Origin of the sequence: Synechococcus sp. H70.2 (assembly GCF_047462275.1) — a bacterium.
GTDB lineage: Bacteria > Cyanobacteriota > Cyanobacteriia > Thermostichales > Thermostichaceae > Thermostichus.
Map to the genome: position 1 here is coordinate 65,923 of NZ_JANSIU010000006.1, position 21,402 is coordinate 87,324.

The 21,402-nt window shown below is 59.3% G+C and carries 22 protein-coding genes, 1 tRNA gene and 1 pseudogene; 17 read left to right on the plus strand and 7 right to left on the minus strand.

The features are described 5' to 3' along the window. Positions 1-7: 7 nt before the first annotated feature. Positions 8-367: a hypothetical protein gene (locus NW822_RS07490; RefSeq protein WP_414359780.1), complete on the minus strand. Its 360-nt coding sequence runs from the start codon at positions 365-367 to the stop codon at positions 8-10. Continuing rightward, positions 364-2,334, minus strand: coding sequence for a transglycosylase domain-containing protein (locus tag NW822_RS07495; RefSeq protein ID WP_414404031.1), 1,971 nt, complete (start codon positions 2,332-2,334; stop codon positions 364-366). Before NW822_RS07495 ends, NW822_RS07490 begins: the two co-directional genes overlap by 4 nt. A gap of 161 nt (positions 2,335-2,495) precedes the next feature. Here NW822_RS07495 and tyrS point away from each other — a divergent pair, with 161 nt between their 5' ends. Continuing rightward, positions 2,496-3,731 (plus strand): tyrosine--tRNA ligase, encoded by a 1,236-nt coding sequence (tyrS, locus tag NW822_RS07500; protein ID WP_414360075.1) that lies wholly within the window; start codon positions 2,496-2,498, stop codon positions 3,729-3,731. Positions 3,732-3,782: 51 nt separating this feature from the next. On the opposite strand, the gene NW822_RS07505 is transcribed toward tyrS, so the two are convergent. Then, on the minus strand, positions 3,783-4,499 hold the full coding sequence (locus NW822_RS07505) for a hypothetical protein (RefSeq protein WP_414404032.1): 717 nt from the start codon (positions 4,497-4,499) through the stop codon (positions 3,783-3,785). Positions 4,500-4,827: 328 nt separating this feature from the next. On the opposite strand from NW822_RS07505, the gene NW822_RS07510 reads away from it, so the two are divergent. Further along, the gene (locus NW822_RS07510; RefSeq protein WP_414359785.1) at positions 4,828-5,310 is read left to right on the plus strand and encodes a hypothetical protein; all 483 of its coding nucleotides are present in this window, start codon (positions 4,828-4,830) and stop codon (positions 5,308-5,310) included. Between the two features lie 145 nt (positions 5,311-5,455). Beyond that, on the plus strand, positions 5,456-6,601 hold the full coding sequence (locus NW822_RS07515; RefSeq protein WP_414404033.1) for a peptidylprolyl isomerase: 1,146 nt from the start codon (positions 5,456-5,458) through the stop codon (positions 6,599-6,601). A 117-nt stretch (positions 6,602-6,718) separates the two neighbouring features. Here the strand turns inward: NW822_RS07515 and NW822_RS07520 are convergent. Continuing rightward, positions 6,719-7,633 (minus strand): annotated as a pseudogene (locus tag NW822_RS07520) (IS630 family transposase). A 412-nt stretch (positions 7,634-8,045) separates the two neighbouring features. Here NW822_RS07520 and NW822_RS07525 point away from each other — a divergent pair. The 11 genes from NW822_RS07525 to NW822_RS07575 all read left to right on the plus strand — a co-directional run bounded on the left by NW822_RS07525 (position 8,046) and on the right by NW822_RS07575 (position 17,017). Next, the gene (locus tag NW822_RS07525; protein WP_414404034.1) at positions 8,046-8,348 is read left to right on the plus strand and encodes a restriction endonuclease subunit S; all 303 of its coding nucleotides are present in this window, start codon (positions 8,046-8,048) and stop codon (positions 8,346-8,348) included. A gap of 3 nt (positions 8,349-8,351) precedes the next feature. Continuing rightward, on the plus strand, positions 8,352-9,068 hold the full coding sequence (locus tag NW822_RS07530; RefSeq protein WP_414404035.1) for a transposase: 717 nt from the start codon (positions 8,352-8,354) through the stop codon (positions 9,066-9,068). Beyond that, positions 8,983-11,904 carry a type I restriction endonuclease subunit R gene (locus NW822_RS07535; protein ID WP_414404036.1) on the plus strand — a complete coding sequence of 974 codons (2,922 nt, stop codon included), beginning with the start codon at positions 8,983-8,985 and terminating at the stop codon, positions 11,902-11,904. The genes NW822_RS07530 and NW822_RS07535 overlap by 86 nt, the downstream gene beginning before the upstream one ends. A 41-nt stretch (positions 11,905-11,945) precedes the next feature. Further along, entirely contained in the window at positions 11,946-12,218 is a 273-nt protein-coding gene (locus tag NW822_RS07540; RefSeq protein ID WP_414404037.1) for a M48 family metallopeptidase, read from the plus strand. A 71-nt stretch (positions 12,219-12,289) separates the two neighbouring features. Further along, positions 12,290-12,571, plus strand: a complete 282-nt coding sequence (locus tag NW822_RS07545) for a DUF4351 domain-containing protein (RefSeq protein ID WP_414404038.1) — start codon at positions 12,290-12,292, stop codon at positions 12,569-12,571. Positions 12,572-12,584: 13 nt separating this feature from the next. Next, positions 12,585-13,925 carry a TldD/PmbA family protein gene (locus NW822_RS07550; protein WP_414359802.1) on the plus strand — a complete coding sequence of 447 codons (1,341 nt, stop codon included), beginning with the start codon at positions 12,585-12,587 and terminating at the stop codon, positions 13,923-13,925. 4 nt (positions 13,926-13,929) lie between these two features. Then, complete coding sequence (locus tag NW822_RS07555; RefSeq protein ID WP_414404039.1) at positions 13,930-14,727, plus strand: MBL fold metallo-hydrolase; 798 nt, start codon at positions 13,930-13,932, stop codon at positions 14,725-14,727. Then, positions 14,724-15,131 (plus strand): DUF2358 domain-containing protein, encoded by a 408-nt coding sequence (locus tag NW822_RS07560; protein ID WP_414404040.1) that lies wholly within the window; start codon positions 14,724-14,726, stop codon positions 15,129-15,131. The genes NW822_RS07555 and NW822_RS07560 overlap by 4 nt, the downstream gene beginning before the upstream one ends. Positions 15,132-15,200: 69 nt before the next feature. Then, positions 15,201-15,285 (plus strand) — tRNA-Ser (locus NW822_RS07565). 48 nt (positions 15,286-15,333) lie between these two features. After that, complete coding sequence (locus NW822_RS07570) at positions 15,334-15,678, plus strand: hypothetical protein (RefSeq protein WP_414378738.1); 345 nt, start codon at positions 15,334-15,336, stop codon at positions 15,676-15,678. 199 nt (positions 15,679-15,877) lie between these two features. Beyond that, positions 15,878-17,017: a YbhB/YbcL family Raf kinase inhibitor-like protein gene (locus tag NW822_RS07575; protein ID WP_414404041.1), complete on the plus strand. Its 1,140-nt coding sequence runs from the start codon at positions 15,878-15,880 to the stop codon at positions 17,015-17,017. A 9-nt stretch (positions 17,018-17,026) separates the two neighbouring features. Here NW822_RS07575 and NW822_RS07580 read toward each other — a convergent pair whose 3' ends face one another. The 3 genes from NW822_RS07580 to cobU all read right to left on the minus strand — a co-directional run bounded on the left by NW822_RS07580 (position 17,027) and on the right by cobU (position 18,712). Next, entirely contained in the window at positions 17,027-17,569 is a 543-nt protein-coding gene (locus NW822_RS07580; RefSeq protein WP_414404042.1) for a hypothetical protein, read from the minus strand. Further along, positions 17,566-18,066 (minus strand): CRR6 family NdhI maturation factor, encoded by a 501-nt coding sequence (locus NW822_RS07585; protein WP_414359814.1) that lies wholly within the window; start codon positions 18,064-18,066, stop codon positions 17,566-17,568. The genes NW822_RS07580 and NW822_RS07585 overlap by 4 nt, the downstream gene beginning before the upstream one ends. A gap of 82 nt (positions 18,067-18,148) precedes the next feature. Then, positions 18,149-18,712 carry a bifunctional adenosylcobinamide kinase/adenosylcobinamide-phosphate guanylyltransferase gene (cobU, locus tag NW822_RS07590; protein ID WP_414404043.1) on the minus strand — a complete coding sequence of 188 codons (564 nt, stop codon included), beginning with the start codon at positions 18,710-18,712 and terminating at the stop codon, positions 18,149-18,151. 804 nt (positions 18,713-19,516) lie between these two features. Here cobU and NW822_RS07595 point away from each other — a divergent pair. The 3 genes from NW822_RS07595 to ubiE are packed head-to-tail and all read left to right on the plus strand — an operon-like array spanning position 19,517 to position 21,402. Next, positions 19,517-19,789, plus strand: coding sequence for a hypothetical protein (locus NW822_RS07595; protein ID WP_414359823.1), 273 nt, complete (start codon positions 19,517-19,519; stop codon positions 19,787-19,789). A gap of 57 nt (positions 19,790-19,846) precedes the next feature. Further along, complete coding sequence (locus tag NW822_RS07600; protein WP_414404044.1) at positions 19,847-20,638, plus strand: hypothetical protein; 792 nt, start codon at positions 19,847-19,849, stop codon at positions 20,636-20,638. Between the two features lie 50 nt (positions 20,639-20,688). After that, the gene (gene ubiE, locus NW822_RS07605; protein WP_414359826.1) at positions 20,689-21,402 is read left to right on the plus strand and encodes a bifunctional demethylmenaquinone methyltransferase/2-methoxy-6-polyprenyl-1,4-benzoquinol methylase UbiE; all 714 of its coding nucleotides are present in this window, start codon (positions 20,689-20,691) and stop codon (positions 21,400-21,402) included.

Sequence of the window (21,402 nt, forward strand, 5' to 3'; positions counted from 1 at the left end):
TATGGAACTAACGGGATCCCTGCTGCAGCAGTTCAATCAGCAGGGGGGCGACATCCCGCAGCAGCGGGATTAAAACCGCTGTGATGGCGGCAATGGTAACCACATTGCGGGTGAAGTTGAGGGTGTCACGGCTGAGCTGGAAAAACCGCTCGTCCCAGCGTTTGACCTCAGCTTCCAGACGTTCTTCTGCCCTGGCAATGCGCTCCTCGGCGTTGGCGATGCGCTCCTCAGCTCTGGCAATGCGCTCTTCGGTGCCGGCAATGGTCTGCAGCACCTCTTGGTTTTGCCGAGCCAGCTGGGCAATGGCCTGGGCATTGGCCTCAACGGTGCGCTCGATGCGCGCCAGCCGCTCCTCGCTATTGCTCATGGCTGGGGAGGGGGAAATTGGTCGGGGCTGGGAAAGTCTTCGGGGGGGATCCCTTGCAGGGCCTCGGTCATGAAGCGCTTCCAGGTGGGGGCGACAAAAGCCCCCCCTGCTGTGCCGGGCAGCATGGGAGAGTTGTCATCGTTGCCCATCCAAATGGCAGTGGACAGTTGCGGCACATAGCCAATGAACCAAGCATCGCGGAAATCCGAGGTGGTGCCGGTTTTGCCCGCTACCGGCCTTCCGTCATCCAAGCGAGCTGCTGTCCCAGTGCCCCGGGTCACCACCCCTTTGAGGATCTGGTTGAGAGTGGCCACTGCCCAGGGATCCAACACCCGCTTTGGTTTCGGTCGGGCCTCGAAGAGGATTTGGCCGTTGCGATCCACCACCTGGGCCAAGAGAGTTGGCTCCACCCGGTAGCCGCCATTGGCAAACACCGCATAGCTGGCCGCCATCTCCAGGGGGCTGACGCTGGCCGAGCCCAGAGCTGTGGCCAGGTTGGGGAACATCTCGGCGCTGATGCCCGTGGCCCGGGCCGCTGCAATGACGTTGCGGATCCCAACCTCATCCGCCAGCTTGACGGTGGGCACGTTGCGGGAAAGCTCCAAGGCGCGGGCAAAGGTGAGGGGGCCGTAAAAGGTGTTGTCGTAGTTTTTGGGGCTGTAGGGGGGTGAGCCGGGATAGGTGACGGGAGTGTCGTAGAGGATGCTGTAGGGTGTGTAGCGGCCGGTAGCCAGGGCCGCGTAGTACACGTAGGGCTTGAAGGTGGATCCCGTTTGGCGGAAGGCTTGGGTGGCGCGGTTAAATTGGCCCCGCTGGGCGTTGATGCCGCCCACCAGGGCTTTGACATAGCCGGTACGGGGATCCACCGCCGCTAGGGCCATCTGATTGGCACGGCGAGCGGCGGCAATGCGGGGCCCATCTTCGTTGACAATGCGCTCTGCCAGGCGTTGCAGCCGCAGGTCAATGGTGGCCTGCACCCGCAGTCCTCCCTGGAAAATTGCCTGCTCGCCGTAGCGACGCCGCAGCTCGGCCTCGATGGCGTCGGTGACGGCCGGGGCGTTGCTCTGAAAGGAGGTGATGCGGCCCAAGGTCAGTTTCTGCTCGCGGGCTGCCTGGGCTTCTTCTGGGGTAATCCACTTTAGCTCCACCAGGCGATCCAGCACTAGCCGCTGCCTTCGCTTGGCTCCTTCCAGGTTGCGAAAGGGGCTGAGGATTTCCGGGGCCGGCAGGATCCCGGCCAACATTGCCGCTTCCGCCAAGTTCAGTTCCGCCGCATCTTTGTTGAAGTAGCTGCGGGCTGCCGCCTGGATGCCGTAGAGGTTGTGCCCCCAGTACACCTGGTTGAGGTACATCTCTAGGATCTCGTCTTTGGTGAAGACTTGCTCCAGCCGCACCGCCAGCACAATCTCCGCCACCTTGCGGCTAAGAGTGCGCTCCGGCCTCAAAAACAGGTTCTTCACCAGTTGCATCGTCAGGGTGGACCCGCCCCCGGCAGAACCCAAGCCCCCCTCAACACTGCCCAGAAGGGCCCGACCCAAGCTGACCGGGTTGACGCCGGGGTGGGTGTAGAAGTGGCTATCTTCAATGGCCAGCAGCGCCTTCTTCATCTCCGGCGAGACCTCCTCCAGCGAGATCACCTCCCGGTTGGCTTCCCCGTGCAGGCTGGCTATCGGCTCGCCGTGAATATCAACAATGTGGGTGGTGGCCGCCGGCACGTAGTCCCGCAGTTGGCGCACATCGGGCAAGTTGCGGAAGCTGATGGCCAACCCCACCAAACCGGCAGCTGTTGCCGTAGAGCCCAAAAGCAGGGATCCCAGCAACAGGTTGCCCACCGTGCCGGCGACCTGGGCCATCCAAGAGAGGCGGGTGGGCGGGACCTCGTCAGTGTACTCGTCGTAGTCCAGGCGGGGAAAGCGGCGCCTAGGAAGGTGCCGCGGCGCCCGCAGGGGTCTGCGACTGTAGGTCACCTCAAAAACTCCGTTACTTCAGGGCTGCGGGGAACCCTAAGCCTGACCCATTATAGGGCGGCGCTTCTTGGGCCAGCAGGGGATCCCTTCCACCTCTAGGCAAGGCAGAGCCGACGGGGCGGATGGGATTAAAATGACTCATGTTGCCTCTCAATCCAGGAATGGAGCCTACTCCTATCTCTTCGGCGCTAGAGGATCCCTGTATTGCCGGGATTGTCCAGCGGGGGGTGGCCGAGATCTTTCCGGGGGGAGCGGCAGCCCTGGCGGAGCGCTTGGCCAAAACGGATCGCCCTTTGCGGGTAAAGCTGGGCATCGATCCCACGCGGCCAGATCTGCACCTGGGCCATGCGGTGGTCTTGCGCAAGTTGCGCCAATTCCAGGATGCCGGCCATGTGGCCATCTTGCTGATTGGGGATTTTACGGCGCTGGTGGGAGATCCCACTGGCCAGTCGGAGACGCGTCCCCGCCTGAGCCCAGAAGAAGTGGAGGAAAATGCCCGCACCTATTTGGAGCAAGCTGCCAAGATTTTGGACTTTGAGACCCCTGGCCGGCTGGAGGTGCGCCGCAACAGCGAGTGGCTGGCCCGCCTCACCCTAAGCGAGCTAATCGAGCTGCAGGCCCAGATGACAGTGGGGCAGATGTTGGCCAAAGAAGACTTTGCCCAGCGCTATCGCTCGGGAACACCCATCTACCTGCACGAATTCCTCTACCCCCTCCTCCAGGGCTATGACTCGGTAGCTCTCAAAGCTGACGTGGAGCTGGGGGGAACCGACCAGCGCTTTAACCTCCTGGTTGGTCGGGAGCTGCAGCTTTGGAAGGGCCAAACACCGCAGCTTTGCCTGACGGTGCCGCTTTTGGAGGGCTTGGATGGCTATCAGAAAATGTCCAAGTCCAAAAACAACTACGTCGGCCTGACCGAGGATCCCCTCACCATGTACTCCAAGCTGGAGAAGGTGCCGGATCACCTGGTGGAGCGGTATTTTGAGTTGCTCACCGCGGTGCCCCTCTCAGAGCTGCCGGCGGATCCCCGCCAGCGCCAGATCCTCTTGGCCAAGACCTTGGTGGCCCAGTTGCACTCTCCTGAAGCGGCAGAAGCGGCGCAGCGCACCGCCCAAGCGCTGGTGTTGCAAGGCAATCTTGTCGAGGCAGGATCCATCCCCACCTTTGCCCTCGAGGGCTTGTCCTATCCGGTGAAGCTCAGCTACCTCCTGCGCGAGTCCGGCCTGTGCAAGAGCGCCGCCGAGGCCCGTCGGCAAATTCAAGGAGGCGCCGTGCGGCTGGATGGGCAAAAAGTGGAAGATCCCGACCTGGAGTTTACCAGCGCTTCTGAACTGGCCGGGCGAGTTCTCCAGGTGGGCAAGAAGGCCTTCCGCCGCCTGGTGGTGGGCCCAGAGTAGTCAGCCCCCAACCCCTCTCCCTTGATGAAACCGGGAAGGGGGGATCAACCATTAACGGGTGGGGGTGGGCCTGAAGCCGAGCCCGGCTTTTTTCTGCTTGGTCTTGGCTGGGGGATTGGACAGCGGTGAAGCCAACAAGGTTTGCGGGAAAACGGGCTCCGCCTTGGGCCGGATCGATCTCGCCTCTGCCACAACCTCAGCGAGCTTCTGCCGCACCAGCTCTTGGGTCTCCAAGATATTGGGATCTGCCGCCCATTCCGGGGCTTCCCTGACCGGATCGTCTTCGGAAGTAAATTCCAAGTCGTAAACCTCGTTGCGGTAATCGGGGCTGAAGCACTCCCAGGCGCGCAAACTGTAGAAGTAGGGGAATAACCGCACTATGCGCTCGATATCTAGGTGGGCTGCAAAGCAACAAAAAGCCTCTTCTTCAGAGACCGGAAACGGCGCGTAGTGCTCGGAAACAAACCACTGCAAAAACTTGCGCGCCTCCGGAACAACCTGCTCTGGGGCCATGGATCCCAGCACCGCTACGTTGAAGCAGTTGACCAAAAGGTGCTCCAGGAGCACGGCGTTGTACTCGGCAAAGCAGGTTTGCTCGCGGCTTTCTACCGGCTGCCAGGGCATATTGCCGTTGGCGGCGATAAACAGATGCACCAAGTCATGCGAGGGATTGGTTTGAATGGCGCCGTGCCCCTCCAGCTTGGCCCCGTCACAACTAAAGATTTGGTACTGCGGGCTCCAGTAGAACTTCAGTTGCTTGGCCGCCATGTCCGACCGTCCTCCTCACCCAGAGGGATCCCTCTAGAGCTTACACCCGCAGGCGGGCTACAGGCACCTCTGTAGGGACAATCCTCGTCACCCCTGCCCTGTCCCAAATGGAGACAGAGAAGGCTTCCTAGCCAAGGTTAAAGGAGAGCAATTAGCTTGCAGAAACGTCGTCGATAGAAGCAATCGACCCGAAAACAAGCTTATAGTGTACTTTCTTATACACTTGGGTTCTTTTCTCCGCGATGCTCCTGGGTTTTTCTCATGGTAGGTTTACGCTGCTGTCCTCAAGCTTGTCTGTGTTACCGGCTATATTCTTCAGGTTTCAACAATGCAGCTTAGCAGACCCCAAAACCGAGAAACTGGCTGGGCAATTGTCTTGATCCTGCTGGGGATCTCCATAACCGGCTGTGGCTCTTCCAGTAGCACAGGGATCGACCCTGCTTCTTTGGGATCCCAAACGCGCTTGACCTTCAATGGGGCTCTGACGCGCAGTTTCAGCACCACCCAGGGGGAGATGGAGTTCAACATTGCCCTCTTGCAAGCAGGGGATCCGCCTCAGCCGGTCACCCAGCTTTCTCCTGCCCAGGTCAGCTTGCAAGTTAACCGCGTAACCGATCTGCAAGGGATCCCGCAGTCAGCCACAGTAACTCTAAGCCCCACCCGCATCGAGAACCCTCGAGCTGAGCTGGCCCGTCAGCCTTTGCTCATGGCCATCCTCATGGACAGCTCCGGCATGGATCCCCAGTCCCGTCGCTTCTTAGCTGTTTTTGGGCTTTTGGATCAATTTCGCACCACACCCTTGGATCTGTGAGGCCGTCGTTCCCAGGTAGGAGGGGGACACAGCCGGTCCCTGGCCGTTTGACCTTTGCATTCTCTTCTCTTGCAGCAACGCTTGCCGCCAGCAACGGTAGAATGCCAGGCTGAGAGCAAAAGCAGTGTCGGCAACAGGTGAGGATATGGCGCAGCGTGCCCAGCAGGGATCCGCAGTTGGAGGCAAGACCAATCGGGGGGAGTGGGGGAGAAAATCGCTCCGGCTTGTCTTAGCTGCGGTGTTGCTGTGGGTGGTTTGGCTGGGTGGGATCCCGGCCCTGGCGCTGCCGCAAGGGGATGCTATTAGGGATCCGCGTACTCTCTTGCGGCGGGCGCTGCCCATCCAAGACAGCCGGATCTGGGAAATCGATGAGGCCATCACCAAAATTGAGAGCGACTTGAAGTACAACCGCTGGTCGGCGGTGCGGGGAGATGTGCGCCAGGTGGAGCGGCTTCTGGATCGCTATGCGGAGCCGCTACTGGCCAGCCTGTCCCCTGAGCGAGTAAACAGTGCCTCTGAACAACTGGCTGCTCTGCGGCAGGAGTTGCAGCTCATTAGCCAAGCTACGGAGCGCAAATCCAAGGGCAAAAAAGAGGCCCGCGCCGCCTACGACCGCCTCATAGACGAGCTGGGATCCCTGGAAAACCACTGGGTGGGGGCTTTTCCCTACGCGATCCCTGCCGAATATGCCGACAAGCCGCAGCTCCTGGGCCGGGCGGAAGTGGAGCTGAACACCACCGCTGGGCGGATGGTGATCACCCTCGATGGCTACAGTGCTCCAATAACTGCCGGCAACTTCGCCGACTTGGTGCAGCGGGGCTTCTACGATGGCCTGACCTTTGACCGGGTGGAGAACTTCTTCCTGGTGCAAGCGGGGGATCCCCCTGGCCCTGCCGACGGCTATGTGGATCCGGCCACTGGCAAAGTTCGCACCATCCCCATGGAGATTCGGGCCAAAGGCGAGGTCATGCCCCGCTACGGTCAAACTTTTGATCAACTGGGCCTGTGGGATGTGGAGCCGGCCCTCCCCTTTTCTGCTGAAGGAACGGTGGCCATGGCCCGCTATCCTGATGATCCCAACAGCGCTTCTTCTCAGTTCTTCATTTTCATGGCCGAGCCAGATCTTACCCCCGCTGGCCTTAACCTCATGGATGGCCGCTACGCCGTGTTTGGGTATGTTACCGAGGGCATCGAAGTGCTGCGCAAAATTAGGCTGGGGGATCGGATCTTAAGCGCCCGCCTCATCTCAGGTCAAGAAAACCTTAAAAATAGTCCTTCCCTAAGTTCTTGATTTGCCAGAAACTGACTCTTTTTATCCTTGCCAAGAGCTACGACCTTGGAAATAGATAGTAGAGTGTAAATTGTCAGCATCTTAGTTACTCTATCAAAAGTACAGCCTGTTAAGGAATCAAGGGGTACAGTAGCAACACTTAGCAAACCAACTTCGGAAGCAGGATGGATTGATCAGGAGTAAAGAAGTCTGCACTCTCCGATCCATGCTCTACTTCCCAGCTCTGGAAAACTGCCGAACAAAGTGCTTCAACACCGGCCCCATCGTCTCAATAGGATTCACTTCCAGTGCATACACAGGCAGGTGCAAGATTCTCGCTCCTGTTCCCCTAATCAGTTCCTCAACTTCCCGACTCCTATGAATATTGAAGTTGTCCATAATCCCAACCTTCCTCGCATCTAACTTCGGACATAACTCGCTTCTCAAAAACTCCAAAAAATCCTCTTTCTTCATCCCACCCTTGATGACGCGACAGCCAACTACCCCTCTCACAGAAATAGCTCCAATAACAGGATGCTTCTCCTCCTTGTATCTCTGAGACCGCTTAAACTCCAAGCTACTCCCCGTTCCATTCCCTCCCACTGTCTGGTCAAGGGCAATCAAATCCTCCGCTGGAATATCTCTGACCTCTTGACTATAAGCTAGTCGTTCTCTTTGCCCCTCCTCTTCTTGGACTCTCGCGCTGCGGTAAGTCTTTTTTTGGAGTCATTCCTTGCTTTTTCAAGAAGTTGTGTATCGTAAAAGTCAATCCCTAAGCGCTCCCGCAAAAGTTCTTGATATTGCCACAGGTAGAAGTCGGGGTGTTGTACAATGATTGCCATCACTTCCTATCAATGCTGTTCCAAAATACTCACTCGCTTGGTGCCTACTTTCTTGGGGGTTAAGTCCTGAGTTTGTTGGTACTGTCATACCCAGCGGTGTGCTGTTCTCTTGGTCACCATCAACCGTTCGGCTACCTGGCGGATAGAGGTCTTACCTGCCTGATAAGCTGCTACAACTCTTTGCCGTAGATCCTAAAGAACGGGTTGGCATCTCTTTCTCTCCTTCCTCTTGAAACCTGTACCCCATTTAAATTAACAGGCTGTAGCTGTTTTTCCCCTCCCTCTCCCCCTCTCCCTGAGCAGCGTGCCATTGCCCAGGTGCCCCAACGGGAAACTGAAATCGGTCCGATCCCTGCACGCTGGCGGGTGGTGAGGCTGGGGGAGGTGGTAAAAAAGACCAGACAAATTGATCCTCACAAAAAGCCGGATTGGTCATTCAGGTATGTAGATGTTTCAAGCATTGATAACGAATCACTTCGCATTACATCGCATCAAAACTTCACGGCGAAAGAAGCACCGAGCCGAGCGCGCAAACAAATCAGTGCTGGAGATGTGCTATTTGCCACTGTCAGGCCATATCTCAGACGGATTGCTATAGTTTCGTCTGAGTTAGACGGCCATATTTGCTCTACTGCATTTTGTGTACTTCGGTAGCTGAGCATCAAAGAGGGTCAAGTTACCCCGCCGTCACTGACCAGGATGTGCTACGAGAAGTTATCCCCCTTCCCCCACTCGCCGAGCAGCGCGAGATCGCCCGCATCCCGCAGGCTGTGGATGCCAAGATCACCGCTGAGCAGGCGCGCTGGGCGGCGCTGGAGGAGCTGTTCAAGACCTTGCTGCATCAATTGATGACCGGCAAAATCTGCGTCCCTAGGGTCATCCCCACAACCCTTGGTTCCGCTGAATCTGCCGCAACGGAGGATTGACTCATGCCATATGACCCCAACCGCCATCATCGCCGATCCATCCGCCTGAAGGGGTACGATTACACCCAAACCGGCGCGTATTTCATCACCATCGTCACCTATGAACGTATGCCGTTGTTTGGTGACATCGTGAATGGCGAAATGTGGTTGAATGCGATCGGTCGCGTGGCCGAACGATGTTGTCTGGATATTCCCTCCCATTTTCCCCACGTGGCATTGGATACATTCGTCATCATGCCCAATCATGTTCACGGGATTTTGTGGATTGTCGAATCGCCGCCAGAAACGCCGGAAATGGTAGGGGCGAAAAATTTTTTGCCCCTACCCCCACCATCGTCCACCGAACGCCCCCGTGGCACATCCAAAACGATAGGGTCCGTCATCCGCGGATTCAAAATCGGCGTTACCAAATGGGTGCGGCAAAACACGAACATCTACATCGTCTGGCAACGCAATTATTACGAACACATCATCCGCCACGAACGCGCCTTGAACGCCATCCGCCAATACATCATCGAAAACCCCCGACGCTGGCAAGTGGAAATCAGGCCCGCACCGTCCCCGATCCGCTGGCGCGAGCTATCTGGAACATGCTCAAACAGGAAGAGGCGGATCATTCCCCTAGAGGTGAACGATGACTCTGGCATCCGAACGTCATACCGTACAAAACCCGCTCATCCGCTACGCCAAAGAGGCCGGCTGGATCTATCTACCGCCTGATGAGGCCCTGCGCCTGCGTCACGGGCCTGAGCAGCCGTTTCTGCGAGGTGTGCTGATCGCCCAGTTGCAGCGTCTCAACCCCGGCGTGATCACCTCTGCGGAACAGGCCGCCGAGGTCGTCGCCCGCCTGGTGCGCCTCCGCCCCGACATCGAGGGCAATCGCGAAGCCTGGGAATACCTCAAAGGGCTGAAGACGGTCTTCGTCCAGGTCGAGCGCCGCGAGCGCAACCTGCGCCTGCTCGATCCCGAGCACCTGGAAGCCAACACCTTTCATGTCACCGATGAGTTTCGCTTCCACAGCGGCCCGCACAAAATCCGCGCCGATGTGGTCTTTCTCGTCAACGGCATCCCAGTCATCCTGGTCGAGACCAAAGCTGCCACCCGCCTGGAGGGCATCGCCGAAGCCTTCGATCAGGTGCGCCGCTATCATGCCGAGGCGCCCGACCTGCTGGTGCAAACGCAACTCTTTGCCCTCACCCACCTGGTGCAGTTCTTCTATGGCGCGACGTGGTCGCTTTCGCGCAAGGCGCTCTTCAACTGGCGGGGAGAAGTCGGGGCCGATGATTTTTCGCCCCAACCCGATTTTGAAACGCTGGTCAAATCCTTCGTCGCACCGCGCCGCGTCCTGCGCGTGCTGACCGATTATATCCTTTTCGCTCGCAAGGATGGCGAACTTTCCAAGATCGTCCTTCGTCCGCATCAAATGCGCGCTGTGGAGCGCTGCCTATCGCGTGCCTGCAATTCGCAGAAACGCCGCGGCTTGATTTGGCACACGCAAGGCTCCGGCAAGACCTACACCATGCTCACCTTGGCCCGCCTGCTCATCGAGACGCCCGCCTTTCAGAATCCCACCGTGCTGCTGATCGTGGACCGCAACGAACTGCAAAGCCAGCTCTTCCAGAACCTGGAAGCGGTCGGCTTCGGGCGCGTGCATCTGGCGCTCTCCAAACATCACCTGCGCGAACTGCTTAATAAAAAAGAAGATACGCGCGGCATCATCGTCTCGATGATCCACAAATTCGACGACATCCCAGCCAACCTAAACACCCGCGCCAATATCTTCGTGCTGGTGGATGAGGCTCATCGCACCACCGGCGGGGATCTCGGCAATTACCTGATGGGCACATTGCCTAAGGCCACCTTCATCGGGTTTACCGGCACGCCCATCGACCATACTGCCCACGGACGTGGCACCTTCAAGACCTTCGGCGCCGACGACCCGCAGGGGTACCTCGATAAATACTCTATCCGGGAATCGATTGAAGATGGCACCACCGTCCCCCTGCACTACCAACTGGCGCCCAACGACCTGATCGCCGATCGCGAGGCGATGGAAAAGGACTTCTGGGCGGCGGCAGAGCTGGAGGGCGTGGCTGACGTGGAAGAAGTCAACCGCGTGCTGGACCGCGCCGTCACCCTGACCAATATGCTCAAGAATCGCGAGCGGGTGGATAAAATCGCCCGCTTCGTTGCCGAGCATTTCCAGAAATATGTCAAACCGATGGGCTACAAGGCCTTCCTGGTGGCGGTGGATCGCGAGGCCTGTTGCTTCTACAAAGAGGCCCTCGACCGCTACCTACCATCCGAAGCCAGCGCCGTGGTTATCAGCGCCGCGCACAACGATCCGCCGCATCTCAAGCGCTACCACCTGAGTGATAAGGAAGAGGCACGCATCCGCAAAGCCTTCCGCAAGCCGGGTGAGAACCCGCAGATCCTCATCGTCACGGAAAAACTGCTCACCGGCTACGATGCGCCCATCCTCTACTGCATGTATCTCGACAAACCCATGCGCGACCACGTGCTGCTGCAAGCGATTGCCCGCGTCAACCGACCCTACGAGAGCGAGGAGGGGCAACGCAAGACAACCGGCCTGATCGTGGACTTCGTCGGCGTCTTCGAGAACCTGGAGCGGGCGCTGGCCTTCGACTCACAGGATGTCAGCGGCGTGGTCGAGGGGTTGGAGGTCCTACAGGCGCGCTTCGCCCAATTGATGGCGCAGGGGCGAGCCGAGTACCTGCCGCTCACGGCCGGAAAAACCGAAGACAAGGCTGCCGAGGCTGCGCTGGAGCATTTCCGCGACACAGAACGCCGTGAAGCCTTCTATTCCTTCTTTCGCGAAGTGCAGGAGATCTACGAAATTCTCTCTCCTGATCCCTTCCTGCGCCCCTTCCTCGAGGATTATGGGCGGTTGGTGGAGATGTACCGCCTGGTGCGCAGCGCCTATGAGCCGCACGTGCCGGTGGACAAATCCTTCCTGCGCAAGACGGCCGAGATCGTCCAGCAACATATGCTGACCTCCCAGATTCGCGAGCCGCAGACCCCCTACAAAATCGGGCCGCAAGCGCTGCTGGCTCTGCTCCACGAGGAAAAACCCGATACGGTCAAGGTCTTCAACCTGCTCAAGGAGCTCCACCGCATCGTCGCCGAACAGGGGAAGACGGCCCCTCATCTCATCCCCATCGGCGAACGGGCTGAAGGGATCCGCCGCCGCTTCGAGGATGGCCTCATCTCGGCCCAGGAGGCGCTGCAAGAGCTAGAGGAGGTCGTGGGTCAACTGCAAGCCGCGCAGGAGGGGCGCCACTCTAGTCCACTCTCGTCTCAAGCCTTTGCTCTAGAGTGGTGGCTACGCACTCAGGGTATTGAACCGGAAAGGGCTGCCCAAGCCGCCATCTCGCTGGAAGAAGCCTTTGCCGGTTTCCCGAACTGGGCCATCAGCATAGACGATGAGCGCGAACTGCGCACTCGGCTTTACAAAGCCCTGCTTGCTCTGGACGTCAAAGAGGTCGTTGCCTGGGCGGATCGCATCCTGGACCTGTTGCGGAGGGCTGCCGAATGAAAAAGACAACGACTTCAGACTGGATGCCACTAGAAGAGTCTGTGCCGGTTGACCTGTTCAAAGCCGAGGTCCAGGCCTGGGCGCAACGGTTGGAAGTAACCCCACGCGAAATCCACCTGCGGCCGCTGAAGCGCAAATGGGCCAGTTGCTCCTCCCGCGGCCGTCTCACCTTCGACATCGAGCTGCTACGTCAACCGGCTGCCTTCCGTCGGGAGGTCATCGTTCATGAGCTGCTGCACCTCAAGGTTCCTAACCACGGGCCGCTCTTCAAAGCTTTGCTCAAGGCTTATCTCGAATCTCCCAGCGAGCTTTAGCCGCACCTTTCCCGGCCGCAACCCCTGTTTTGTCTGGACTAGCATTGGATCGGGGCTTGATTTGGCAAATCATGAGGTCCTTAGGAATCTACCAGGAGTGGCGGGCAGAAGCTCTGCGGGAGGGGTTGGAAGCAGGGCGCAAAGAAGGCCTGCAACTGGGCTTACAGCAGGGTTTGCAACACGGGGAAGCAACCCTGGTTTTGCAGCTTTTGCGGCGGAAGCTGGGATCCCTTGACCCGGCCTTGGAAAACCAGATTTGGGCCTTGCCGCCGTCGCAGCTGGAGGCGCTGGGGGAAGCTTTGTTGGATTTCCACAGCGTGGAGGACTTGACCGCCTGGCTGGCCCGTCGCTAGGGAAGGAGTAGCGATGCTGCAAGTTGAGGCCTTGGCCGAACAGGCGCAAAGCTGTGCCAAACGTTTGGGGATCCCCCAGTTTGATCTCTACGGAGCCGAAGTGGACGAGACCAGCGTGCAGGTGGAGCAGGGGGAGCCCCGTCAGGTAAAAGCCTCTCACCGCTGCAGTGTGACGGTGCGGGCCTGGAACGACCAGGGCCAGGTGGGGGTGACTTCCACCACTGCTGTGGACGAGGCAGGGCTGGAACTGGCTCTGCAGACGGCCTTGGAAGCCAGCCACTTCGGCGTGCGGGAACACGCACCCCAATTGAGTCCAGAAGCGAAGCTGCCCATTCTCCAGCCCTGTAACGACAAAAGGCCGCTGGCGCTGGCCAGCGAGCTTCTTGAGCAACTGCTGGCCGCCGAGAAGGCTTTACTGGGATCCCATCCCGCCATCCAGGGGGTACCCTACAACGGCCTGGCCCAGCGGCAGATCGACCGCTTTTACCTCAACAGCGACCAAGCCCTGCGGCAGGAGGGCCACACCCTGGCCTCGGTCTTTCTCTACGGCAAGGCAGAACAAGAGGGTCGCAAACCCCGCAGCGCCGGCGCTGTGCGGGTGGCCCGCAGTCTAGAGGAGTTGGATATCCAGGGCTGCGTCAAGGAAGCGGCCGAGAAACTCATCAGCCACCTGGAGTACGAGCGGATCCCTTCGGGGAAATACACAGTGGTTTTTTCTGGGGAAGCTTTTTTAAGCCTCTTGGGCGCTTTCTCCAATCTCTTCAACGCCCAGAACATCCTGGACAACCAAAGCCTGTCCACTCCTGACTCACTGGGCAAGCAGATTGCCTCGCCGCTGCTCTCGGTGTGTGATGACGCCTTGCACCCTACCAACGTGAGCGCAATTAGCTTTGACGGCGAAGGCACCCCCACCCGCCGCGTTCCCCTCATCACCAATGGAGTTCTGACCCACTTTTTGCACAGCGCTGGCACCGCCAAACGCCTGGGGGCTCAGCCCACGGGACATGCCAATATCGGCGCCAAGGTGACGGTGGCGGCCCACTACTACCACGTCTTTGCCGGGGCTCCGCCAGAGAGCACCTACGACCTGGCTACGGCTGAGAATGTGGTCTGGATTGACGAGCTGCAGGCTCTCCATGCCGGAGTCAAGCCTCTGCAGGGATCCTTTTCCCTGCCCTTTCAGGGCTGGTGGGTGCGCCAGGGAGAGCGCATCAGTATTGAGGCGGCAACGGTAGCGGGGGATTTTCTAGAACTCTTGCAGTCGATTTTCTACGTCGAGCCGGAGCCCCAAATCACCCCTGCTGGTCTGTGTCCCCGCATTTGGGTAGCCGATCTCTCCATCACCGGGCAGTAGCACCATGAAACTCACCCGCATCGACCTCAACAGTTGGCTAATCCATACCCAGACCCAGACTTTTCTGCTGGATCCGTGGCTGGTGGATCCCTTGGTGTTCTTTGGCCTGCCCTGGTTCATCCGCCTGCAGCACCGCCAGGTGCCGCCCTTCACACCGGAAACCCTGCCCAAACTCGACGCCATCCTCCTCAGCCAGGGCCAGCCGGATCACTGCCACCCCCCCACCCTGCAGCGGCTGAACCGGCAGATCCCGGTTTTCGCTTCTCCAACAGCCGCCGGCGTGGCACGGAGCCTTGGCTTTAAGAGGGTGCAGGCCCTAGATCCCTGGCAGTCAGTGCAGTGGGGAGATCTGCGCATCACAGCGGTTCCGGGAGCACCCCTAGGGTCGGTGCGGGAGCTGGGCTTTTTGCTGGAAGAGCTGCCGACCCAGACGCGGCTTTACTACGAGCCCCACCTCTCCCAAGCGGATATCCGCCCGCGGCTGCAGCAGGAGTTTGCCCCCATCCACACCCTGCTGATCCCGGTGGTGGGGCAGATCTTTCCCCTCTTGGGCGAGGTGATCATGGGGCCGGAGCGGGCCCTGCAGGTGGTGGCCGCCCTGCGCCCACAGCAGGTGATTCCCACCGCTATGGGAGAGGTAGATTACCACGGCTGGTTTGCCGCCCAGATCCGCCCTCTGGGGAGCCTAGAGGAGTTCCGGGAAAAGCTGGGATCCCTGAACGCCGCCACCGGTCAATCCATCCGGCTGTGCTGTCCTGCCCCGGGGGAAACGGTATCCCTTCCTGCTGAGGTCAGAGCATGAGCCACCCTTCTCAGTCCAGCCTTGACCTGGTGGCCATCCTGCGGGCCGATTACGCCCGCTTTCCTCGGAATCAAACCTACTCCATCTACGATCCCCAGGTCTATTTCCGGGATCCCCTCAACGAGTTTCGCGGCCTGGATCGCTACCGGGTCATGATTGCTAGCCTAGAGCGCTGGCTGCAGGATATCCATCTTGAGCTGCACGACATTCAACAGGTCGGCAGCCACATTCGCAGCGAGTGGACGCTGAGGGGATCCCTGTCCTTTTTGCCCTGGCGCCCCCGCTTGTGCATCCCCGGCTGGACAGAGATGCGGCTTAACCCCGCAGGTCTTATCGAGTCCCACATTGACTACTGGCGCTGCTCCCGCTGGCAGGTGCTGCTGCAGGCTTTGGGAGTAGCCTAGCTCTTTCCTTTGCTAGAATTAAAAAGCTCGCTTTTCGGCGCTGCTGAAAAGTGGCTGCGTAGGTGCGCTGGAGAGATGGCCGAGTGGTCGAAGGCGCAGCACTGGAAATGCTGTGTGGGGCAACTCACCGTGGGTTCGAATCCCACTCTCTCCGTCCTAGAACCTTTCGCCAGCTGCTGAAGTTTGCAGAGGCTCTGGCTCTATGCCAACGCCGACTGCAACCTACACGCCAACTCCCACACCGACGCCGACATCTACCCCGGCGGGCACCCAGCTCACTATCCTGGGGCTGTCTGCCGGCGCGACAGTTACCATCCGCCAGGCCGATGGCACAGTCATCGCCACCTCTACGTCGGTATCCGGCAACGTTGTCACCTTCCCCGGCTCCTTCACCATCCCCCTCGGCAGCCAAATCCGGGTGACACCGGCCATCGCCTTGCTGCAGCCAATTACGGTGGGCGGCACGACGCTGAGCCCCTTCGACAACACCACGAACTCCGGCGGCACCACCTACTTCAACTTCGGGCCAAGCATCTCGGTAAATTAGCTTGCGGTTGGCTGCCATAGCAGTCTCGGGAGGGCATTGGGTTGCCCTTCTTTTTTCCTTTACGGGCAGGTGGTCTTTTTCCGCCCCAACGTTTATGCGCGAACTTGGGTAGGATTTCCTTAGTCCAGTTTCGCAGGGAGCGAGATAGCCTCTACATAAGACTTCAGCCCCTTTGAGTTTTAACCAACGGAGGCTAGGTATGACTGTTCGGGATCCCAAAACCAACCTGCGCTCTTCGCTGCTTTCGCTGCTGCTCACTTCCTCCCTGGTGGGGGGAGTAACGTCCTGTTCTTTTTCTGAGGCTCCCAGTGTTACCCAAGTTCCGCCAACCCTCTCTGCTCAGGCTCCAGAAACACCTGCGACGCCGCCCGATAGCATTTCCTTCTACTACGACGGGGTGAAGACCTCCATCACCATCAAGGACGCGGCTATCCTGTTTGCTGCCGACGTCCTGAATACCAACAACCCCGAGCAAATTGTAAATTTCGTTAACAACACCCTGAAAGCAGGGCCGATTACTACCGGCGACGTTACGGCGCTGGGCAACCCGCTGGATCCCGCCATTTCCGACTTTACCGGCGATGGCAGGGTCAACATCAACGATGTGGCCGTGTTGTTTGCCGCCGTGTACACGGGAGCGCCGCCGACGGCCAGCAAGATCAACACCTTCATTTCGGGCACGCTGAAGCTGCCGGGAGTAACCGTAACGCAGGCGCAGCTGGACAGCTACTTCAGCGCAGCGACGCCGACCCCGACACCTACGCCCACGCCCACGCCGACGCCCACGCCAACACCAACCCCGACGCCGACTGCAACGCCCACCCCCACGCCCACACCGACTGTAACTCCCACACCGACCCCGACACCCACGCCAACAACTTTGCAGCTCACTAGCTCTGCTTTTGCCCCCTCACAACCCATCCCCTCCCGCTACACCTGCGAAGGAGAAGACCTTTCTCCCCCCTTGACTTGGTCGGGGGCACCTGTAGGAACCCAAAGCTTTGCCCTGATTATGGATGACCCAGACGCGCCCGGGGGCACCTTTGTCCACTGGGTGGTCTACAACTTGCCCGCCAGTGTCACGAGTCTGCCAGAAGGAATCCGTTCCGACAGGGACCTGCCCCAGGGGGCCGTCCACGGGCAAAACAGTTGGGGAAGCAATAGCTATGGCGGCCCTTGCCCTCCCAGCGGCACCCACCGCTACTTCTTCACCCTCTACGCCCTGGACAGGCGACTGGACTTAGCACCAGGGGCCACCAAAGAGGCCTTGCTACGGGCCATGACAGGCCACATCCTCGCCCAGGCCCAACTGATGGGCACCTATCAAAGAAGAAGGTAGGGGAGAACCTCAAGCAAGGGGTGCCCACAGGCTGGAGCTGAGCGTTGCTGAAAGCAAATCCCACATCTCTGCTCTCCAAGAAATTTGCCCTGCCGCTGTCTTCCTGCCCAGGACAGGGATCCCCAGCTGGGCCTGCAACTGCCAGACCAAGGGGGGTTCTTCTAGGGAGGAGCCGGATGCGGATTCCAGCAACACCCATCCCAGACAGTGAGTCTTGGCTTGGTGAAGCAAGGCCGCAAAAGCAGCTCCCTGGCTAAGGGCCGCTTCCTCAGGCAGCGTCAGAAGTACCTTGAACCCCCAGGCAGCAGCTAGGTCGGCCCAGGTTTGGCCGGGCCCTATCGGATCGGCTAGGGTGCCAGGTACTACCAGCAGGGGATCCCTTTCCCCTTCCCAGGCAGCAATCTGTTGCCAGAGGGCCTTGAGCTGTGCTTCAGAAGGGCTGGGATCCACCCAGAGCAGCCCCCAGGGACGGGGGACTGCCTCTTGCCAGGCTTCTGCCACTGCCGCTGCTGCCGGGATTCCAGGCCAGGTGTCGGCTACCATCACTCTCATGGTTCTCCGGTCTCGGCTTCCCAGAGGTTCAGAAACTCGGGTTGCACCTCGAAGCCAAACACTAAGGCCATGTCCCGCAGCATCGAGACAGATCCCAGTTTCTGCTGCTTAAACCAGCGCATCAGCACGAAAATCTTCTGATAGACGAAGATCTCCAGTGCTTCGGGGTTATAGACGATCCCTTCGCGGGGGTTGAATTGGTGGGGCACCAGCATGGCAGCGTAGCGAGCCAGCTCACCGCTGCGCCAGTCAAGAAAGTAGGGCATCCAGGGGTAAACCGTATCCCAGCGGATAAACCACAGGCGCACTTCCGGGATCTCCGAGAGCTCGCGCGGATCGTCGGGGCTGCGCGGCCAATCAATGGAACATTGCACCTGCTGAGCGGAGCGAACGGGATCCGCCATCAAGGTTTTCACCAACTCATGGCCCGGCGTTAAATCCAGGGTTTGGATGGCTTTGGCGGGCAGGTAGAAGGTAATCGGCACGACGACAAGCAATCGCTTTAACCCAGTCTCGATCTAGGCGAGGGCTTCCGCAAGGGAGAAACCCTATCCGCGGATACCATCAACCCATTGCAGCTTATCTCAGCTCTGGGCTATTCACCCCTGCCAGCGGGATCCCCAGCTGGGTGAGATCAAGAACAAAGCCAGCCGTAACCAAAAGCACTTGCTCCGCCAGCGGGGCCAGCTTCTGGGTGAGCTCCCCCATCCGATCCCGAAACCGCCGCCCCAGCGGATAGGCAGGCACCACCCCCCAGCCCACTTCTTCGGAGACCAAGATGACCTTCCCCGCACAGGTCTGCAAGGCAGTTAGGAACGCTTGCACCAAGGGATCCCACTCCTCAGGGGAACACTCCAGGCCCTGCGCCACCCAGCCCCCCAGTGAATCCACCAGGGCACAACAGGGCTGGGGCAGCTTCTGCAGTTCGGAGCCCAGGTCTGGCTCGGTTTCCCAGGTTTGCCAGGTGGGAGGACGCCGTTGCCGGTGCTGCTGAACCCGCTCCGCCCACTCCGGGTCGGCCTCAGGGTCGGGCTTGGGCCCGGTGGCCAGGTAGATGACCGGCAGGGCAGAAGCCGCGGCTAGGTTCTCCGCCAGCCGACTCTTGCCACAGCGGGCAGGACCACAGATAAGTACAATCGACATTAGGCATTGGGATGGAAGTCAATCGTTAGATTAGCTCAGTATTGGGTAGCCTCTACTGCCTCCAGCTTCGTTCAAAGTGTAAGACTTGAAGACTCCTGCGCGGAGTTGGGGCACACTCTACTTAGGCTTACGTTTGACCTTAGCAAGCCCCGATCCAGGGAACTGAGGTTCTATGCCTATCCGCATTCAACACAGCCCACAACTAGAGGAGAAAACATACTTTGCCTATAGAGGCTTAGAGCCGTTTCCCTTGGTTAATATTGGCTCTCTCAGCTATGGATGTGAGTTCTTCGTTGGATTAGGAGAACCTTCGCAGGTAAAGATTGGCCGCTGTAGCTCAATTGCACAAGGGGTACATTTTTTGCAGGCTACGAGCACCACACTGACTGGGCTACTACCTATCCTTTCACTCACCTACCCGAGTGCTGGAGTGAGCTGCGCGTCTTGGAAGGTCACCCTTTGACTCGCGGAGATATTCTGGTTGGACACGATGTTTGGATCGGCCATGGCGCCGGTGACAAGGGATGTCCCGCCCTAGGCAATTGTTGCCGGTGTGCCCGCCAAAGTAGTTCTCTACCGCTTCTCACCCGACGTAATTGAGCAGCTCAGCCAGCTTGCCTGGTGGGATTGGCCTCTTGCAGCAATACGTCAAGCAGCACCTCTTCTTTGTCGCCCCCTGGATCAAGAAACTCTGGCGGCACTAGCTGAGTTTAAGCAAAAGCTTCTAGATCCGTAAGTTTGGAGTTAGGATGAGGTTCAATTCAATTAGGGGTAGGTTTACAAGTCCCGATTCAGAACGCAGACATGATGGATCTTAAACCGGCATCTTCCCCTGCCCAAAATACTTCCTCAGCCGCCTCGCAAACCTTTCCTCCCCTTTGGCTAAGCCTGGCGCTGGGGATCTCCACCGCTCCTGTTTTGTTGGGACTGGTCTTGGCAGATCGCGCCGCCAAGTGGCTGGGATCCCTGAGCTGGGAGGATCCAAGCTGGTGGTTAGGAGAACGGCTGCCCAACCTTGATAGCACCGCTCTCCGCGGCCAGCTGCAGGAGCACCCAGATTCTGGGCCAGGGGCGTAGCTTGCCGATGGCTTGCGTACCATAGTAGAACAAGTCCCTAGCAGGAGCGAGCATTCTTTGCGCAGGTTGCTCAGGCGGGTGCGAGAGTTCACCTCCAGCTTCTTGGGAGAGGTGGGGTGGGTGGGGGCCCTTTTCTTTACGGCAGTGGTGAGCGGCTGCTTGGGTTATCTCTTCGGCCAACGCGCTCTCTCGGGGGTCTCCTCTCCTGTTACCAAAACCAGCCAGGTTTCCTCCGCCGGGATCGTTCGCGATCCCCGTACCGTGCCCCTTCTCAGTGAGGCCGAGGTAATTGCGGCAGCGAAAGCCTTTCTTCAGCCACCCCCCACTCCCACTCCGCTTTCCACACCCCCACCCGCAGTCGTTGTCTTTCCCACCCCCACTCCTCTCCGTCCCCTGTCTCCCGAATTGGCATTGGCCCCCTCTCCCTCCCCTACCCTGCAGCCTGCCTCCCCCTCTCCGCCACCAGCGCGCCCCTCGCCACCACCTAGGTCTACACCCTCTACCCCACCCCCACAGGTGGCCCCCAGTGGGCAGGTTGCCATGCAGGTGCTCTCTGTGCGACGCGAGGGAGGGCAGGTGGTTTTGAATGTTGCCGTGCAAAACAATTCGCCGGAAGCAGTGCGCTTTCTCTACAGCTTCCTGAACGTTACTGACGACAACGGCCGGTCGATCAACGCTCTCACCCAGGGCTTGCCCGGGGAGCTGCCTCCCAACAGCCCCGTTTTCCAGGGAACCATCCGCATCCCCGCCTCCAGCTTAGCCGGCTCCCGCTCCTTGTCCCTAAGCCTGGCGGATTATCCCAGCCGCCGTTACCAAGTTGGGGTTAGCGGAATCCCGGTGCCGCCGTAGCCCTGCCTAGAGATTGTTGCCACAACAACGCCAAGCGGAGTTGACAAGCAGTGCCTAGCCCAGCCTTTGAGCGCCCTGAGCAGATTCGCGAGCTCTTCGACCGCATTGCCCCCCACTACGATGCCCTCAACCAAACCCTGAGCCTGGGCCTCCATCGGGTTTGGAAGCGCATGGCCGTGCGCTGGTCGGGCGCCGGTCCGGGCGGGCACGTGTTGGATCTCTGCTGTGGCACTGGCGATCTGGCCCTGCAACTGGCCCGGAGGGTGGGACGAAGCGGACAAGTAGTGGGACTGGATTTCTCCCCCGCCATGCTGGCCATTGCCCAGCGCCGTGCCCAGCAATTGCTCCCCGGCTACTCCCTAGAGTGGGTCTTGGGCAATGCGCTGGCCTTGCCTTTTGCCAACCACCGCTTTGATGCCATTACGATGGGCTATGGCCTGCGCAACGTAACCGATATCCCTCAGGCTCTGCGGGAGATTTACCGGGTGCTCAAACCTGGCTGTCGCGCCGCCATTTTGGATTTCCATCGCCCCGCTGGGATTCCTTTCCTTGAGAGCTTTCAGCGCTGGTACCTCACCACCCACGTTGTTGCCCAGGCCAAAGCCTTTGGATTGGCATCCGAATATGCCTATATCGCTCCCAGCTTGGATCGCTTTCCCGGCGGAGAACAACAGCGGCAAATGGCCTTGCAGCTGGGCTTTTCTGCTGCCAAGTTCTACCCCCTAGCCGGTGGCATGATGGGAGTGCTCCTGGTTGTTCGCTAG